The organism is Cyanobium sp. Candia 9D4, assembly GCF_024346155.1.
Classification (GTDB): domain Bacteria; phylum Cyanobacteriota; class Cyanobacteriia; order PCC-6307; family Cyanobiaceae; genus Cyanobium; species Cyanobium minutissimum.
On record NZ_JAGQCK010000002.1, the window covers coordinates 85,968 to 103,168 of the forward strand.

General features: G+C 70.3%; 16 protein-coding genes. 8 read left to right on the forward strand and 8 right to left on the reverse strand.

Annotated features, from left to right (window positions below):
* The 7 genes from KBZ08_RS04995 to ribH all read right to left on the reverse strand — a co-directional run bounded on the left by KBZ08_RS04995 (position 1) and on the right by ribH (position 5,442).
* Positions 1 to 864, reverse strand: coding sequence for a class I SAM-dependent methyltransferase (locus KBZ08_RS04995; RefSeq protein WP_254972344.1), 864 nt, complete (start codon positions 862 to 864; stop codon positions 1 to 3).
* Between the two features lie 189 nt (positions 865 to 1,053).
* Entirely contained in the window at positions 1,054 to 2,235 is a 1,182-nt protein-coding gene (locus KBZ08_RS05000; protein WP_254971840.1) for an ABC transporter ATP-binding protein, read from the reverse strand.
* A gap of 71 nt (positions 2,236 to 2,306) precedes the next feature.
* Positions 2,307 to 3,125, reverse strand: coding sequence for an ABC transporter permease (locus KBZ08_RS05005; RefSeq protein ID WP_254971842.1), 819 nt, complete (start codon positions 3,123 to 3,125; stop codon positions 2,307 to 2,309).
* Positions 3,126 to 3,177: 52 nt separating this feature from the next.
* The gene (gene psbZ, locus KBZ08_RS05010) at positions 3,178 to 3,366 is read right to left on the reverse strand and encodes a photosystem II reaction center protein PsbZ (protein ID WP_094584244.1); all 189 of its coding nucleotides are present in this window, start codon (positions 3,364 to 3,366) and stop codon (positions 3,178 to 3,180) included.
* 86 nt (positions 3,367 to 3,452) lie between these two features.
* Positions 3,453 to 4,052, reverse strand: a complete 600-nt coding sequence (gene rfbC / locus KBZ08_RS05015; protein ID WP_254971844.1) for a dTDP-4-dehydrorhamnose 3,5-epimerase — start codon at positions 4,050 to 4,052, stop codon at positions 3,453 to 3,455.
* Positions 4,049 to 4,957, reverse strand: a complete 909-nt coding sequence (gene rfbA, locus KBZ08_RS05020; RefSeq protein ID WP_254971845.1) for a glucose-1-phosphate thymidylyltransferase RfbA — start codon at positions 4,955 to 4,957, stop codon at positions 4,049 to 4,051. Before rfbA ends, rfbC begins: the two co-directional genes overlap by 4 nt.
* Positions 4,954 to 5,442, reverse strand: coding sequence for a 6,7-dimethyl-8-ribityllumazine synthase (gene ribH, locus KBZ08_RS05025; protein ID WP_094584241.1), 489 nt, complete (start codon positions 5,440 to 5,442; stop codon positions 4,954 to 4,956). Before ribH ends, rfbA begins: the two co-directional genes overlap by 4 nt.
* Positions 5,443 to 5,552: 110 nt before the next feature.
* Here ribH and mutS point away from each other — a divergent pair, with 110 nt between their 5' ends.
* Positions 5,553 to 8,426: a DNA mismatch repair protein MutS gene (mutS, locus tag KBZ08_RS05030; protein WP_254971847.1), complete on the forward strand. Its 2,874-nt coding sequence runs from the start codon at positions 5,553 to 5,555 to the stop codon at positions 8,424 to 8,426.
* On the opposite strand, the gene KBZ08_RS05035 is transcribed toward mutS, so the two are convergent.
* On the reverse strand, positions 8,399 to 9,064 hold the full coding sequence (locus KBZ08_RS05035; protein WP_254971850.1) for a precorrin-8X methylmutase: 666 nt from the start codon (positions 9,062 to 9,064) through the stop codon (positions 8,399 to 8,401). The two genes, mutS and KBZ08_RS05035, sit on opposite strands and share 28 nt — an antisense overlap.
* A gap of 279 nt (positions 9,065 to 9,343) precedes the next feature.
* Between KBZ08_RS05035 and KBZ08_RS05040 the strand changes: the two genes are divergently transcribed.
* The 7 genes from KBZ08_RS05040 (at position 9,344) to mscL (ending at position 17,188) form a co-directional block, all read left to right on the forward strand.
* Positions 9,344 to 10,024, forward strand: a complete 681-nt coding sequence (locus tag KBZ08_RS05040; protein ID WP_254971852.1) for a type II toxin-antitoxin system prevent-host-death family antitoxin — start codon at positions 9,344 to 9,346, stop codon at positions 10,022 to 10,024.
* Positions 10,024 to 11,049 (forward strand): DNA polymerase III subunit delta, encoded by a 1,026-nt coding sequence (gene holA / locus KBZ08_RS05045; protein WP_106222081.1) that lies wholly within the window; start codon positions 10,024 to 10,026, stop codon positions 11,047 to 11,049. Before KBZ08_RS05040 ends, holA begins: the two co-directional genes overlap by 1 nt.
* Before the next feature lie 28 nt (positions 11,050 to 11,077).
* Positions 11,078 to 12,892, forward strand: coding sequence for an aspartate kinase (locus tag KBZ08_RS05050; RefSeq protein ID WP_254971855.1), 1,815 nt, complete (start codon positions 11,078 to 11,080; stop codon positions 12,890 to 12,892).
* Between the two features lie 40 nt (positions 12,893 to 12,932).
* Entirely contained in the window at positions 12,933 to 14,768 is a 1,836-nt protein-coding gene (locus tag KBZ08_RS05055; protein WP_254971857.1) for an MBL fold metallo-hydrolase, read from the forward strand.
* Positions 14,741 to 15,898, forward strand: coding sequence for a PQQ-dependent sugar dehydrogenase (locus KBZ08_RS05060; protein WP_254971859.1), 1,158 nt, complete (start codon positions 14,741 to 14,743; stop codon positions 15,896 to 15,898). Before KBZ08_RS05055 ends, KBZ08_RS05060 begins: the two co-directional genes overlap by 28 nt.
* Positions 15,899 to 15,976: 78 nt before the next feature.
* Positions 15,977 to 16,762 carry an EAL domain-containing protein gene (locus KBZ08_RS05065; protein WP_254971861.1) on the forward strand — a complete coding sequence of 262 codons (786 nt, stop codon included), beginning with the start codon at positions 15,977 to 15,979 and terminating at the stop codon, positions 16,760 to 16,762.
* Positions 16,763 to 16,795: 33 nt separating this feature from the next.
* Positions 16,796 to 17,188: a large conductance mechanosensitive channel protein MscL gene (mscL, locus tag KBZ08_RS05070; protein ID WP_106222091.1), complete on the forward strand. Its 393-nt coding sequence runs from the start codon at positions 16,796 to 16,798 to the stop codon at positions 17,186 to 17,188.
* Positions 17,189 to 17,201: the final 13 nt, after the last annotated feature.

The following is a 17,201-nucleotide window of genomic DNA, read 5'->3' on the forward strand; positions in this document are numbered from 1 at the left end:
TCAGGCGAGAGCAGGCCGACGCAGCACGGTGAAGGCGTCGAGATCCTCCAGACCCCAGCCATCGGCAATGCCACTGAGGCGCTGAAACGCCACGTCCAGACCGGCCTCCTCTGCAAACCCACGCATCCGCTCGGCGGTCATGTCGCTGCGGTTGCCGGGATTGTGGGCCCAGTCGCTGTTAGGAGCCACCATCCCGTAGTTGGAGTGGTGCAGGAACGCACTGCCACCGGGTCGCAGGACGCGCGCAATCTCATGGACATAGGCCCGCACCACGGACGAATCGAAATGAACCATGGAATCAAAGGTATAGACAAGAGAATGGGAACTCGAATCGACCATTGAAAGCGAATCACCATCGGTAACGAAGTAGCGGAATTTGCAGCCGTCACGCTGCTCACCGAACCGCTCCCTGCAGGCCTCGATGCAATTGGGATTCACATCAATGAGCGTGATCGATCCAGCCAGCCTACGTAAATGCTCTGTATTGCGGCCATGGCCCGGAGCAAGCTCAAGAACGTCAGTGAAGTCAAGATCCTTGATGATGGGCCAGATCACCCCCTCCCACTGCTTCTGGATGTAAGGCTCAGCGTCCCGGTAATAGTTGCCTTCTGCATGGGCGTCACGACACTGGGCAATGGTTTTGAGACGAATCATCTCCAGTGCCACATCGCCGCAGACGGAAGCCGGATCCTCCTGATCCAGCCGCCCGGAAGCCTGCAGAAGATCAGCAGCCATTCGATTCTGAAGCTCCTCCTGGAAACAAAGAATCACGCCGCTGCGGTTGAGATCATGGGAAAGAACCTGTTCTCGCAGGCTGTCGGAAAAGTCAGCCTTGACAATCCCGATGAGATCAAGCCAGGGCACCAAGCGGCCTGGACTTTTCTGGACCCGCTCGATGGCCTGTCTCCTGGAGGACGGAGGACGACTGGCCGACGCTGCGGCGATACGACCCAACTTCCTCCGGATCCTGGCAGCCAGCGAACGCATCGAAATCCGATCCACGTCAGAACTCCATTCTCCCATGACATCTGCCCGGGTGCCAGACAGGAGCCATCAACTCATGCTCCAGTTCAGCTGAGGCCTGACAGCCCCTGGCACGAGATTGACAGCGCCATGCCGAGACTCATCGTGCAAGTCTTCGATCACCTGAAAGCAGAACTTATCTTGAACGTGGAAATGGATACAGAGAGGCATAGCCGTTGTCGCCGCAAAATTCACTGAATATGTACCTTCATTGAGAAATCGCTCTGGCAGCCAGACAGTCACCCGGTGTCTTCCAGGGGCTTGAGGCGACGGCTGGCGAGGACTCGTTACGAACGCACATTGCCCCCCGATAAAGAAGTGAATGTTGGGAATGACAGGTGCGGTCGATGGCTCAAGAAGTTCGTACGTCATTTCCAGACCAAACTCGCGATCGATATAGACAAAGCTGAGTTCGTTCCCGGTCCGGTCCACCAGCCTGGCGCCAAGCATGCGACAACAAGCGTCTCCAAGTGGATCAGCCGTGAGGTCCAGTACAGAACTTGCCGTCTCCTCGCTGCTGGCGAAATAGGAGGCCGTCACGGACTCCGTGGGGCCAATCTGGGTGACCCTGCCATTCTCCAGCAACATGCACGAATCGCAGAGACTGTTGACCGTGCTGAGGCTGTGGCTGACAAAGAGAACCGTTCGCCCCTGCCCGGTGACATCCTTCATCTTGCCGAGGCACTTCTTTTGAAACTGAAGATCACCCACGGCCAGCACTTCATCGATGATCAGAATGTCCGGCTCCAGGTGGGCGGCGACGGCAAAGGCCAGACGCACATACATGCCACTGGAATAGCGCTTTACCGGGGTATCAATGAAGCGATGCACCTCGGCGAAATCAACGATCTCATCGAAGACCCGGTCAATTTGCCGTCGCCGCATGCCCAGCAGCGTGCCGTTGAGGTAGATATTCTCCCGGCCGCTCAGCTCGGGGTGAAAGCCGGTGCCCACCTCCAGCAGGGAGCCCACCCGGCCGCGGATCTCGGCCATGCCGGTGGTGGGCTCGGTGATCCGTGACAGGATCTTCAGCAGGGTGCTCTTGCCCGCCCCGTTCCTGCCGATCACCCCGAACACCTTGCCGCGGGGGACCTCGAAATCCACATCCCGCAGGGCCCAGAAGATCTCACTGCTCATCCGCTGGCGTGGCCCCTTGGCTTGCCAAGGCCAGCGGCCCCGCGAGCCGCCCTTGGCGGCCTCGGAAGGTTCCACCGCGCCCAGATGATCAATCCTGTACGACTTACCCAGGGAGCGGACCGTGACGGCGATATCTGAAGTCGAAGTCATACGATATCGGCAAAGCCCCTTTCGATCTTCTGGAACACGGCCATGCCGATCACCAGAGAAGCGACAAGGCCGGACACCATGCTCGCCATCATGGTGACGGTGATCGGCACCCCACCCAGCACCGACCAGCGGAATCCTTCAATCAGTCCGACCGTTGGATTGAGGGAATACAGAAACTGCCATCGCTCAGGAATCAGCGAAGAGGAATAGACGATCGGCGTCAGATAGTTCCAGGCCTGCAGAGCGAATGGCACCGCATAGCCGAAGTCACGGTGATAGACATTCAGCGAGGCCACGATCAACGTCAGACCCAGGCCCATCAGGAAGGCCGCCAGCAGGAAGAAAGGGGCGGCCAGCAGATGCCAGCCCAGACCCACGCCGAAGAGGGCCAGCAGCACCACCAGGACCCCAAGGCTGACCAGACCATCGACGACCACCGACCCCATCGAGGCCAGGGGAATGATCAGGCGAGGGAAATAGATCTTCGACAGCAGGCCGGAATTGGCCACCAGACTGGTTCCAGCCCTGCCGATCGAGTTGCTGAACAGCCCCCAGGGAATCAGGCCCGTGAACACCATCAGCAGATAGGGCTGGCCATTGCTGGGCAGTCGGGCGAAGTTGCCGAACAGCACGGCAAAGATCACGGCCGGCACCAGCGGCTGCAGGATCACCCAGACCGCTCCGAGGCTCGTCTGCTTGTAGCGCAGCTTGATATCGCGAAGAGCCAGGAAATACAGGAGATCGCGATATTCGACGATCTCCTTCCATTCGAAGAATGAAAAGCGGCGCCTGGGCTGAATGCGAGTGACGCTCATATGGCGGGACTGGGTGATCAGGGGAGGCTGTCACGCCGTCACCCTGTCGACCTCAGACCACCAGCAGGCTCATGCCCCAGTTGACCAGCACCAGGGCCACCCAGGCGGCACCGCCGATCAGGATCAGGCGGTTGGAGCGGCCGCTGTCCTCGGTGCTCGCGTAGAGCACCGGCACCGCCACGATCAGGGCGAAGGACATCACCACCAGGGCCAGAACGGTGAGGGTGTTGAGGATCTGCATGGGGCAGGAAGGCTCGGGGCCGGATCAGGCAGCGTGGGCGATCCTGCCATGCAGCGCGGGGCCCTGCCCGCCGCCGGAGCCATCCTTCACACGTTGTCGGGCGCGAACAGATCCCCGGCGGCCGCCAGGGCCCCCAGACCGGGGGCGGCGGCGTCCTTGGGGGCCAGCAGGGGCTGGTGGGGCGCCGGCAGCTCTCCCAGGGGCCAGTCGATGCCGATGGCCGGGTCGTTCCAGGCCAGGGAGCGCTCGCACTCCCGGCTCCAGTAGCCGGCGGTCTTGTACTGCACCTCCGCCACTGCGCTCAGGGTCAGGAAGCCGTGCGCAAAGCCCACCGGCACCCAGAGCTGGTGCTGGTTGTCGGCGCTGAGCCGCTCGCCCACCCACTGGCCCAGGGTCGGGGAGTCCCGGCGCAGGTCGACGGCCACATCGAACACCTCCCCGACGGTGCAGCGCACGAGCTTGCCCTGGGGGTGCGGCGCCCGCTGGAAATGCAGGCCCCGCAGCACCCCCTGCACGGAGCGTGAATGGTTGTCCTGCACGAACTCGGGGGCGTCCGCGTCCTCCTTGCCGAGGGCCTCGGCGAAGCGGCGCCGGTTCCAGCTCTCGCTGAACCAGCCCCGCTCATCGGCGTAGACCGCCGGGGTGAGCAGCAGGGGGCCGTCGATGGCCAGGAACTGAACGTTCATCGTTGGGGCTCCAGGGCCTGGTGGTCGCTGGCGGCCTCCTGCAGCAGGCGCAGCAGGTAGTCGCCGTAGCCGGATTTCTTCAGGGGCAGGGCCAGCCGCTCCAGCTGGCCGTGGTCGATCCAGCCCAGGCGCCAGGCCACCTCCTCCGGGCAGCCCACCTTGAGGCCCTGGCGCTTCTCGAGGGTGCGGATGTAGCTGGCGGCCTCGTGCAGGGAGTCGGGGGTGCCGGTGTCCAGCCAGGCCATGCCGCGGCCCATCAGCTCCACCCGCAGCAGGCCTTCATCGAGGTAGAGCTGGTTGAGGTCGGTGATCTCCAGCTCGCCCCGCGGCGAGGGACGCACCCGGCGGGCCCGCTCCACCACGGTGTGGTCGTAGAAGTACAGGCCCGTGACCGCATAGCGGCTGCGCGGCTGGGGCGGCTTCTCCTCGATGCTCAGCACCCGGCCATCGCCGCTGAACTCCACCACCCCGTAGCGCTCCGGATCGCTCACCGGGTAGGCGAACACCGTGGCCCCGGGCCGCTCGCCGTTGGCCCCCTGCAGCTGGGGGATCAGGTCGTGGCCGTGGAACAGGTTGTCCCCGAGCACCAGAGCCGCCGGTGCGCCGTCGAGGAACTCGGCGCCGATCAGGAACGCCTGGGCCAGCCCATCAGGGCTCGGCTGCACCGCATAGCGGATCTCCATGCCCCAGCCGGATCCGTCCCCCAGCAACCGCTCGAAGGCCGGCTGGTCGGTGGGGGTGGTGATCACCAGCACCTCGCGGATGCCCGCCAGCATCAGGGTGCTGAGCGGGTAGTAGATCATCGGCTTGTCGTACACCGGCACCAGCTGCTTGCTGACGGCGGTGGTGAGGGGGGCCAGGCGCGTGCCGCTGCCCCCCGCCAGGATCAGTCCCTTGCGGTTCATGGCGTCGGCTGCGGCAGCGCAGCCATCAGGCTGCCCATCTCCAGGGCCTGGAGGCCGTAGCTCCAGCCCAGGTTGCTCTTGATGCCGGCCCGCTCCAGCGCCTGCTGCAGGGTGTCGGTGGTGAGCACCCCGAAGATCACCGGCACACCGGTGTCGCGGGCCACGGCGGCCACGCCTTTGCTCACCTCGGCCACCACCACATCGAAGTGGGGGGTGTCGCCCCGGATCACGGCCCCCAGCGTGATGACCACCTGGTAGCGGCCGCTGGCGGCGAGCCGCTGGGCCACCAGGGGGATCTCGAAGCTGCCCGGCACCCAGGCCACGTCGAGCTGGGTGCTCTCGGGGCTGACGTCGATGCCGTGGCGGGAGAGGGAATCCAGGCAGCCGCTGAGCAGCTTGCCGGTCACCAGATCGTTGAAGCGGGCGATCACCAGACCGATCCGCAGACCGGCGACATCGGTGAAGCGACCTTCGAAAACCGTCAAGGGGTCAGACCACGAACAAGCTCATGCTCCAGTTGAGCAGCACCAGGGCCGACCCGGCCAGCCCCCCGGCCCGGTCCCCCTACGATCGGGACGCTCCTGACGGCGCACCCATGGCCAGGGAAGTCCAGCAGCAGCTCTCGCTCGCGGACGATCCGGCCCTGCAGGGGGACCTGTTCGGGGGCGCACCCGAGCCGGTGGCCTCTCCCTTGCCGGCGTCGGTGTCGGCGTCAGATGCCGACGAGGGCGCCCCGGACGACCAGGCCCTGCTGGCCGATGCCAGCGCCCGGCCCCGCCCCCGCCGCCAGCGGCCTGCGTCGGCCCCGGCCGCCTCCGCCCCCGAGTCCGACGGCGAGCAGGCCGGTGACCCGAGCGGTGGCGACCACAACGGCGCACCGGCGGCGCCCGGCGACGCCGGCCCGGAGCCCGATGGCGACCTGCCCCGCTGGCACCACCATTCCCTGGTGGACCCGGCGGCGCTCACCCCGGTGCTGCGCCACTACGTGGAGCTGAAGGCGGCCCATCCGGACCGGGTGCTGCTCTACCGGCTCGGCGACTTCTACGAATTCTTCTTCGAGGACGCGATCCTGCTCTCGCGTCTGCTGGAGCTCACCCTCACCGGCAAGGACGCCGGCAAGGCCCTGGGCCGGGTGCCGATGGCGGGCATCCCCCACCACGCCGCCGAGCGCTACTGCGCCGACCTGGTGCGCCGCGGCCTCAGCGTGGCCCTCTGCGACCAGCTGGAGGCGACCCCCGCCAAGGGGGCCCTGCTGCGCCGTGGCATCACCCGGGTGCTGACCCCCGGCACGGTGCTGGAGGAGGGCATGCTGGCGGCCCGCCGCAACAACTGGCTCTGCGCCGTGGTCCTCGACGGCGACGGCAGCCACGCCGGCCGCTGGGGCCTGGCGGTCGCCGACGTCAGCACCGGCGAGTTCCGGGTGACCGAGCGCACGGGCAGCGGCAGCCTGCACCAGGAGCTGCTGCAGCTGGAGCCCGCCGAGGTGGTGTGGCCCGGCCCGGAGGAGGCGCCGCCCTGGTGTCCCGAGGGGCTGAGGCTCACCGCCCTGGCCCGCACCCCCTTCGACGCCACCGAAGCCGCCGCCCTGCTGCGCCGCCGCTTCCGCCTGGCCAGCCTCGATGGCCTGGGGCTGGGGGAGGCACCCCTGGCGCTGCGGGCCGCCGGGGGCCTGCTGGCCTACCTGGACACGACTCAGCCGGCGCCCGAACCCGCCCCGGCGACAGCGACGGAGGCCGCCGCGGCCATCCCGCTGGAGATGCCCCGGCTCTGGCATGCCGGCGACCAGCTGGTGCTCGACGCCCAGACCCGCCGCAACCTGGAGCTCACCCGCACCCAGCTGGGCGGCGCCCTGCAGGGCTCCCTGCTCTGGGCCCTCGACCGCACCGCCACCGCCATGGGCGGCCGCTGCCTGCGCCGCTGGATCGAGGCCCCCCTGGTGGACCGCGCCGCGATCCTGGAGCGGCAGGAGGCGGTGAGCGAGCTGGTGGCGCAGCGGCCCCTGCGGCTGGGGCTGCGCCGGTTGCTGCGGCCCATGGGGGATCTGGAGCGGCTGGCGGGGCGGGCCGGCGCCGGCAGCGCCTCCGCCCGCGACCTGGTGTCCCTGGCCGATGGCCTCGAGCGGCTGCCCCGCCTGGCGGCCCTGGTGGCGTCCTGCCGCAGCGGTCCCCTGGCGGCCCTCAAGGGTCCCTGGCCCGAACTGGCCGCCCTGGCCGAGGAGGTGCGCCACCACCTCATCGACACGCCGCCCCTGTCGCTGAGCGAGGGGGGGCTGCTCCACGACGGGGTCGATCCGGTGCTCGACGGCCTGCGCAACCAGCTCGACGACCAGGAGGCCTGGCTCTCCCGGCAGGAGGCGATCGAGCGGCGGGCCAGCGGCAACCCCAACCTGCGCCTCCAGTACCACCGCACCTTCGGCTACTTCCTGGCGGTGAGCCGCGCCCGGGCCGCCGCCGTTCCGGACCACTGGATCCGCCGCCAGACCCTGGCCAACGAGGAACGCTTCGTCACCCCGGAGCTCAAGGGCCGCGAAGGCCGGATCCTGCAGCTGCGAGCCCGGGCCTGCCAGCGGGAGTACGAGCTGTTCTGCGAGCTGCGCCGCCGGGTGGGGGAGGCGGCGGGCCCCGTGCGGGCGGCCGCCCGGCGGGTGGCGGAACTCGATGCCCTGGCCTCCCTGGCGGAGGTGGCGGCCACCGGCGGCTACTGCCGGCCCGAGCTCAGCGAGGGGCGCGAGCTGGTGATCGAGGCGGGTCGCCATCCGGTGGTGGAACAGCTGCTGGTCGACGCCTCCTTCACCGCCAACGACCTGCACCTGGCGGCCCCCGGCCCCGACGGCGCCCCGGCGCCGGACCTGATCGTCCTCACCGGCCCCAATGCCAGCGGCAAGAGCTGCTATCTGCGCCAGAGCGGCCTGCTGCAGCTGATGGCCCAGATCGGCAGCTGGATCCCGGCCCGCTCCGCCCGACTGGGCATCGCCGACCGCATCTTCACCCGGGTGGGGGCGGTGGACGACCTAGCCAGCGGCCAGTCCACCTTCATGGTGGAGATGGCCGAGACCGCCAACATCCTTCACCACGCCAGCCCCCGGTCCCTGGTGCTGCTCGATGAGATCGGCCGGGGCACGGCCACCTTCGACGGCCTCTCGATCGCCTGGGCCGTGGCCGAGCACTTGGCCGAGGGCATCGGCGCCCGCACGATCTTCGCCACCCACTACCACGAGCTCAACGAGCTCGCCGAGCTGCTGCCCAACGTGGGCAACGCCCAGGTGCTGGTGGAGGAGACCGGCAACGACCTGGTGTTCCTGCACCGGGTCTGCCGGGGGGGCGCCAGCCGCAGCTACGGCATCGAGGCCGCCCGGCTGGCGGGGGTTCCCGCCTCGGTGGTGCTGCGGGCCCGCCAGGTGCTGGGCCGCATCGAGGCCAACAGCCATGTGGCGGTGGGGCTTCAGGGCGGCGGATCCAGAGCGGCCTGATCCAGCCAGGCCCGCCGCAGCAGGGCGTTGGCGGCGGCACCCACCAGGCCGGCGCCGCCCTTGCTGCCCTCCAGGCGGATCTGGGGGAGGGTGCTGGCGGCGAGATGGCGCTTGCTCTCGGCCACCCCCACGAACCCCACCGGCATGCCGATCACCAGGGCCGGCGCGGCGACCGTTCCGGCCTCCACCAGCTCCAGCAGCCGCTCCAGGGCCGTGGGGGCGCTGCCCACCAGCACCACCGCTCCGGGGTGCTCCACCAGCGCCCGCTCCATGCCCGCCGCCGCCCGGGTGCCGCCAAATGGTGCCACCGACGGCGCCCAGGCCAGCACCGACAGCACCGGATTGGCGAAGGTGCGCCGGGCCATGGGGGCCACGGCCGCCGCGGCCATGGCCGTGTCGGTGAGGATCGGCACACCGGCCGCCAGGGCCTGGAGGCCGGCAGCGCAGGCCCCCGGACCCATACGCAGATCCGGCGCCAGGGCCAGGTCGCCGCTGCTGTGCACCAGGCGTTCGAGAACCTCCTGCTCCACCCCCTCCAGGCCGGTGGGCCCCAGCCAGCCGCGGATACGGCGCACGCTCTCCCGGAAGATCGGATGGTCGAGGGAGGCCGCGGAGCCGGAAGAATCGAAGCTGTCCATCGCCTGCGGCGCCCCGGGGTGCAGAACCTCCCCCGGCGCCCGGCGCGGCCTGCAGCCCGGAAGGGGAGACGGCGAGGCTACGGGAGGCGCCGGTCGGGGCGGGGCGCCGCAGGGGCGAGACCTCAGCCATGCCGATGGGCTTGGCCCTTGCCGGGGCCGGGAGAGGGGCCCAGGGACCGGAACAGAGCCAGGCGAAGGGGCAAGGACAGGGGCAGTCGTTCTCCACCGAATCCGAGACCTGTACATTGTGTACAGATTCCGATATCGGCCCCGCGACCCATGCACACCCTCGGCGTGCTCGAGGCCAGGAAGCGTTTCCCCGAACTGCTCGATCGGGCCCGCGACGGCGAGGAGACCCTGATCGCACGCCATGGCCACGCGGTGGCTGCCCTGGTCCCCCTGTGGCGACGCCACCGTGCCCAGCGCCAGGCCCTGCTCGCCCTCCAGGGCAGCGGCCGCGACTGCTGGCCGGACCACCGGCCGCCCCCCGCCGGCAGCGGCGGGCCCATCGAGCCCTTGGACGGCGGCGCCACCCTGGTCCTCGGGTCGGCCGTGGCCGTCGACGCCACGGTGCTGATTCCCTGGCTGCGCGGCGACGCCTCAAGCCGCCGGCACGAGCCCCTGATCGCCGCGATCGCCGCTGGCCACTGGCGCGGGGTCCTGAGCATGGCCACCCTGAGGACGCTGGTGGAGGGGCCCCTGCTCCAGGGGGACGAAGCCCTGGCGGCCCGCTACGAAGCCGTGTTCAGTGATCCTGCGGCCTGGACCCTGGTGAGCCTCACCCCCCAGGTGGCCCTGGCGGCGGCGCGCCTGCAGCGGCCCGGCAGCGGGCCGGCCCTGGGGCCCGGTGGCGCCCTGGAGCTGGCCTCGGCCCTGCATGGCGGCGCCACGGCGATGATCAGCCGGGACCCCCGCCTGCTCGCCTCCCTGCCGGCCCCGACGCGGCCGCCTCTTCCCTGATGCCCATTCACCTCTACTGGGGCGACGACGAGGCCGCCCGGCAGCGGGCCCTGGCGGCGCAGATCGAGGCCCTGGTGGATCCCACCTGGGCCGCGATCAACCTCAGCCGCCTGGACGGGGCCGATGCCGGCCAGGCGGCCCGGGCCCTCGAGGAGGCCCGCACCCCCCCCTTCGGCGCCGGGGCCCGGGTGGTGGTGCTGCAGCGCAGTCCCTTCTGCCAGGCCTGCCCGGCGGAGCTGGCCGCCCAGCTGGAGGCCGCCGTCGAGCTGATCCCCCCCGACGGCCACCTGTTCCTGGTCAGTGAAGGCAAACCGGACGCCCGGCTGCGCACCACCAAGCGTCTGCGGACCCTGGCCGAAGAGCAATCCTTCACCCTGCCGCCGATCTGGGATGGAGCCGGGCAGATCGAGCGGGTGCAGAGCGCCGCCCGGGACCGGGGCCTGACCCTGGCACCGGCGGCGGCCGAGGCCCTGGCCGAGGCGATCGGAAGCGACGGGATGCGACTGGCCAGCGAGCTGGAGAAGCTGGCCCTTCATGCCGGCGGTGGCGGCGGTGGTGGCAGTGGCGGCGGTGGTGGTGGCCCGATCACGGCCGAGGCGGTGGCCGCCCTGATCGGCGGCCAGGTGACCAGCAGCCTGGCCGTGGGCGATGCCCTGCTGGCCCAGCACCCCGCCGAGGCCATCGCCCTGGTGGAGGCCCTGCTGGAGGTGGGCGAGCCCGCCCTGCGCATCGTGGCGGCCCTGGCCAGTCAGATCCGGGGCTGGCTGTGGGTGTGCCTGCTGGAGCGCAGCGGCGAGCAGGACGTGGCCGTGATCGCCAAGGCCGCAGGGATCGGCAATCCCAAGCGGATCTACGTGATGCGCAAGCAGATCCGCGGCCGCAGCCCCGACCAGCTGCTGGCCCTGCTGCGCCGCCTGCTCGATGTGGAGGCGGCCCTCAAGCGCGGTGCCGACCCCGGTGACGCCTTCCGGGACGGGTTCCTGCTGGCCGCCCTGGCGCAGCCCGGGAGCGGCCCGCGTCGATAATCGGGCCCGACGCGCCAGCGACGAGCCCATGGCCCTGCTGATTCAGAAGTTCGGGGGGACCTCGGTGGCGGACACCGAGCGCATCCGGGCGGTGGCCCGCCGCATCGCCGCGAGCCGTGAGGAGGGCCACGAGCTGGTGATCGTCGTGTCGGCCATGGGCCACACCACCGACCAGCTGACCGGCATGGCCACCAGCCTCTGCAGCGATCCGCCCCGCCGCGAGATGGACATGCTGCTGGCCACGGGCGAGCAGGTGTCGATCGCCCTGCTGTCGATGGCCCTCCATGCCGAAGGCGTGCCCGCCGTCTCGATGACCGGCACCCAGGCCGGGATCATCACCGAATCGGCCCATGGCCGGGCCCGGATCCTGGAGGTGCGCACCGAGCGACTGCGCCGCCTGCTGGAGGACGGCCACGTGGTGGTGGTGGCCGGCTTCCAGGGCACCAGCAGCGGCCATGCCGGCACCCCGGAGATCACCACCCTGGGCCGGGGCGGCTCTGACACCTCCGCGGTGGCGCTGGCGGCCGCCCTCGGCGCCGACGGCTGCGAGATCTACACCGACGTGCCCGGGGTGCTCACCACCGACCCCCGCAAGGTGAGCGACGCCCAGCTGATGGAGAGCGTCAGCTGTGACGAGATGCTGGAGCTGGCGAGCCTCGGGGCCGCGGTGCTCCACCCCCGGGCCGTGGAGATCGCCCGCAACTACGGGGTGCCACTGACGGTGCGCTCCAGCTGGAGCCAGGCCCCCGGCACCCGGCTCACCAGCGGTCCGGCCCGCCCGATCGGCAGTGAGGGGCTGGAGCTGGGCCGGCCCGTGGACGGGGCGGAGCTCGAGGCCGACCAGGCGGTGCTGGCCCTCTCCCACGTGCCCGACCGGCCGGGGGTGGCCGCCACCCTGTTCGAGGCCCTCGGCGCCGCCGGCCTCAACGTCGACCTGATCGTCCAGGCGATCCACGAGGGCGCCAGCAACGACATCGCCTTCACCCTGGCGGCGACGGAAATGGAGCGTGCCCGCCAGGTGTGCCAGGAGGTGCTGGCGGCGATGGGGGCCGATGGGGCCCAGCTCTCGGCCGAGGCGGGCATGGCCAAGCTCAGCATCGCCGGGGCCGGCATCCTCGGTCGCCCAGGGGTGGCGGCCCGGCTGTTCGACACCATGGCCCGCCTCGGCATCAACCTGCGCCTGATCGCCACCAGCGAGGTGAAGGTGAGCTGCGTGGTGGATGGCCAGCTGGGGGCCCGGGCCCTGCGGGCCGCCGGCGAGGCCTTCGAGCTCTCCGACCAGCAGCTGCGCCACGATCCGCCCCCCTGCCACCTCGGGGACCCGGCGGTGCGGGGGGTGGCCCTCGACCGCGACCAGGTGCAGGTGTCGGTGCGGCGGGTGCCCGACCGGCCGGGGGTCGCCGCGGCCATCTGCCGGGCCCTGGCCGATGCGGGCATCAGCCTCGACGCCATCGTGCAGTCGGAGCGCACCCACGGCGGCCCCGAGGACCGGCGGCGCGACATGAGCTTCACCCTGCGGCGCGACGACCGGCCGGCGGCGGAGCGGGCCCTGGCCCCGATCCTGCGCCAGTGGGACGGCGCCGGCTTCGAGGAGGGCCCCGCCATCGCCAGGGTCAGCGCCGTGGGGGCCGGGATGGCCTGCACCGCCGGCACGGCGGCGCGGATGTTCCGTTCCCTGGCCGACGCGGGCATCAACATCTCCCTGATCGCCACCAGCGAGATCCGCACCAGCTGCGTGGTGGCGGAGGCCGATGGCGTGCGCGCCCTGCAGGCAGTGCACCAGGCCTTCGGCCTCGGCGGCGCCGAGCGGCACGCGGCCGAGGGGACGGAAGCGCCAGCCTGACCGCGGCTTCCTAGTCTTGGGGCCCCGCCAGGAACGGGACATGTTGGTTCGGTTCTGGGGAACCCGCGGTTCGATCGCCAAGCCCGGCCCGGACACCTTCCGCTTCGGTGGCAACACCTCCTGCGTGGAGGTCCGCTCCGATGCCGGCACCCTGCTGGTGATCGACTGCGGCACCGGTGCCCACGGCCTGGGCCAGGCCCTGATGCAGGAGCGTCCCGACGGCATGGAGGGGTCGCTGCTGATCAGCCACACCCACTGGGACCACATCCAGGGCTTTCCCTTCTTCGCCCCCTTCTTCGCCCCTGGCCACACCTGGGATGTCTTCGGGCCGAGCGGCCTCTCGGGAAGCCTGCGCAGCGTGCTCTCCGGCCAGATGCAGCACGCCTACTTCCCCGTCACCCTCGAGCAGTTCGCCGCCACGATCCGCTACCACGACCTGCACGAGGGCACGTTCCGGATCGGGGATGTGACGATCACGACCCATCTGCTCAACCATCCCGCCCTCACCCTGGCCTACCGGCTGCAGGCGGACGGGGCCACGGTCATCTACTGCTGCGACCACGAACCCCACGACCCCGCCCTGGCCAGCGGCCTCGGTCCGCTCTCCGGCCAGGACCTGCACTACGCCGCGTTCATCGAGGGGGCCGACCTGGTGATCCACGACGCCCAGTACACCGCCCTGGAGTTCCCGGCCAAGCTCGGCTGGGGCCACAGCTCGGTGGAGTACGCCGTGCGCCTCTGCGAGGAGGCCGGGGTGGCCCGGCTGGCGCTCACCCACCACGACCCCCTGCGCAACGACGCGACCATCGACCTGATCCTGGCCGGTGTGCGCGCCGATCTGGCCGCGCGGGGCAGCCCCCTGGAGGTGCTGGCGGCTGCGGAGGGCCTGCTGCTGCACACCACTGCCCGCACCCCGGAGGCCGGCAACGGCGCCCCGCCGGCCGAAGCGGGGAACGACCCCGCCACCGGGGCCCTCAGCGACGATCCCGGCGGGCCTCCGGCCCTGGTCTGGGTGACGGACCGGGATCTGGAGGCGGCCCTCATCACCGCCCTGCGCCTGGAGGGCCTGCCCTTCCATGTCTGCGGCGGCGAAGCCGATCTGCGGCAGCGTCTCGAGCGCGAAGGAGCCTCCCTGCTGCTGCTGGAGCAGGCGCTCCCCGTCCGCGATGGCCCCGCCCTGGTCCGCAGGCTGCGGGAGACCCCGGCCACGGCGGCAGCCGAGATCCCCGTGGTGATGCTGGCGGCCGTGGAGGAGCAGGCCCGCCACGACGACCCCCTGGTCAGCGAGTGGCTGGTGCTGCCGGTCTCCGAGAGCTACCTGCGGGCCCGGCTCCGGGCCTGGAGCCTGCGCACCCCCTGCCGCTGGGAGCGGGCCCGCCCCCCCCAGGACGAGGACGGGCGCCTGCGGCGGCTGGCGGAGCTGGGCCTGCTGGACACGGAGCGGGAGGAACGCTTTGACCGGCTGACCCGGATCGCTGCCGCCGCCTTCGATGTGCCGATCGCCCTGATCAGCCTGATCGATGCCGAGCGGCAGTGGTTCAAGTCCAGCCATGGCCTGGCCACCTGCCAGACCTCCCGCGACCTGGCCTTCTGTGCCCATGCCATCAGCCAGCGGTCGGACCTGCTGGTGGCGGACACCTGGCTCGACGAGCGCTTCGCAGAGAATCCCCTGGTGCTGGGGGAGCCCCGGATCCGCTTCTATGCGGGCTCGCCCCTGATCCTCGACGACGGCACCTGTCTGGGCACACTGTGTCTGATCGACACCCGCCCGCGTCAGCTCAGCGGCGCCGAACTCTCCCTGCTCCACGACCTGCGCGACCTGGTGCTTCTGGAGCTGTCCCCCCAGCCATGGCCCGTCGCCCTCCACCATTCCTGAACTGGCTGGCCGGTATTCTCCTGCTGCCGGTCCTGGGCAGCTGCCAGGGCGCGGCCGTCTCCGCCCCGGTGCGCAGCGTGCCGGTGGTGGGTGGCCTCGAGCACCCCTGGGCCGTGGCCTGGCTGCCGGGGGGCGACCTGCTGATCACGGAGCGGCCAGGCCGGCTGCGCCTGGTGCGGGGCGGCGTGCTGCAGGCCGAGCCGATCCGCGGCGTGCCGGAAGTGCTGGCCGCCGGCCAGGGGGGCCTGCTGGATGTGGCCGTCCATCCCGACTTCGCCACCAACCGCTGGATCTATCTCACCTATGCGGCCGGCAGCGCCGACGCCAACCACACCCGGCTGGCCCGGGCCCGCTTCGACGGCCGTGCCCTCAGCGATCTGCAGGTGCTGTACGCGGTGCCGCAGCGCAAGAGCGGCGCCCAGCACTTCGGCTCCCGCCTGCTCTGGCTCCCGGATCGCACCCTGCTGCTGGCGATCGGAGACGGGGGCAATCCCCCGATCGAACTGGAAGGGCAGCTGATCCGCACCCAGGCCCAGAACCCGCTCAGCGCCCTGGGCAAGGTGCTGCGCCTCAACGACGACGGCACCCCGGCCCGGGGCAATCCCTTCGCCGGCCAGCCCGGCGCGCTGCCGGGGCTGTGGAGTCTCGGGCACCGCAATATCCAGGGAATGGCCCTCGATCCCCGCACGGGCCGGGTCTGGGCAAGTGAGCACGGCGCCCGCGATGGCGACGAGCTCAACCGGATCGAGGCCAGCGTGAACTACGGCTGGCCGCGGGTGACCCACAGCCGCGAGTACTTCGGCCCGCCGATCGCACCGGCCACCAGCGCCCCGGGCCTGCGGGATCCGGTCCTCGTCTGGACGCCCGCCATCGCCCCCTCCGGCCTGGCGGTCTACGACGGCGATCGCTATCCAGGCTGGCGCGGTGATCTCTTCGCCGGCGGACTGGTGTCCCGGCAGGTGCATCGGCTGCGCCTGGATCCAGCGGGATCGGTGACACCCCAGCAGGAGATTCCCATCGGCGCCCGGGTGCGGGACGTGCGCCAGGGCCCGGACGGCTACCTGTACGTGCTCACCGACGGGGCCGGTGATGGCCAGCTGCTGCGCCTGGAACCGATCGGAGCGCCCTGAAGTTCGGAGCGTCCTGACGTCTGGATTAGCGTTCGATCTCCCTGGAACCCTCTCCATTCACATGGGCCGTCAATTCCCATGAACCGACCCGAGGAGATCGCCGAGGGCCTGGCGAAGGGTGAGTTCTTTCTGGAGTATCTGCCCATCCTGTCCCTCCCGGATCTCCGCTGCATCGGAGCCGAAGCCCTGATCCGCTGGCGGCGGGCCGATGGCTCTCTGGTCATGCCTGGGGAGTTCATCCCGTCCCTGGAGTCCACCCCAGCCTCGGGTGTGCTCACCTACTGGGTGATCGAGACCGCGGCGGCCGAACTCAAGGACTGGTTGCGGCGCCATCCCGACGTGCATCTCAGTCTCAACGTTCCACCGGAGATCACCGGACGGGGCGGGGTCTATTACGCCGCGATGAAGGCCGGCCTGGTTGACATGATTCCCCAGCTGATCCTGGAAGTCACCGAGCGGGGGCTTCCTGATGCCCTGGGCCTGGCCGGCATGTTCCAGGCCCAGCAACTGGGCATCAAGATGGCGCTCGATGACGTCAGCCTGCTGCGGGGCGCCAATCTCGCCATCCTCAGCCGTTGTCCTTTCGACATCATCAAGGTGGATCGCACGATGGTGGCCATGATCACCCCGGAGACGCCCAATCCGGAGTGGCTGGAGGGACTCACCGCCCTGATCCGCTCGTCCCGGCTGATGGTCATCGCCGAAGGGGTCGAGACGGACCAGCAACTCCAGGTGCTGAGGCAGGCGGGGGTCCAGGCCGTCCAGGGCTTCCACCTGTCCCCTCCAATCTCCGCCGAAGCCCTGATCGCCTTCCATCAGCGGACCGATGGTCCGGAGGACACCAACGGGGACCTCCAGCCGTGAAGTAGGAAAGGGCGACATTCACGCAGGATTCCCATGGCCCGGCGCGCCGCCGCTTCCTTCCTGAGCGACTTCAAGGATTTCATCAACAAGGGCAACGTGGTCGACCTGGCCGTGGCCGTGGTCATCGGCGGTGCCTTCGGCAAGGTGGTGGATGCCATCGTCAGCCTGGTGATGACCAGCCTGCTGGAGCCGGCCCTGAAGGCGGCTCAGGTGGAGGCGATCAACGCCTGGCCCGCCGGTGCGGTGATCGTGGCCCTGATCAACTTCCTGGTGATCGCCTTCGTGGTGTTCCTGATCGTGCGGGCGATCGAGGCGATGAAACGCCAGGAGGAGGCCCGGGCCGCCGATGCCGGGCCCGATCCCCAGGCCGAACTGGCGGCCGCCGCCAACCGTCTGGCCGAAGCTCTGGAGCGCCGCGGGCTCTAGGCCCGCGAAGGCG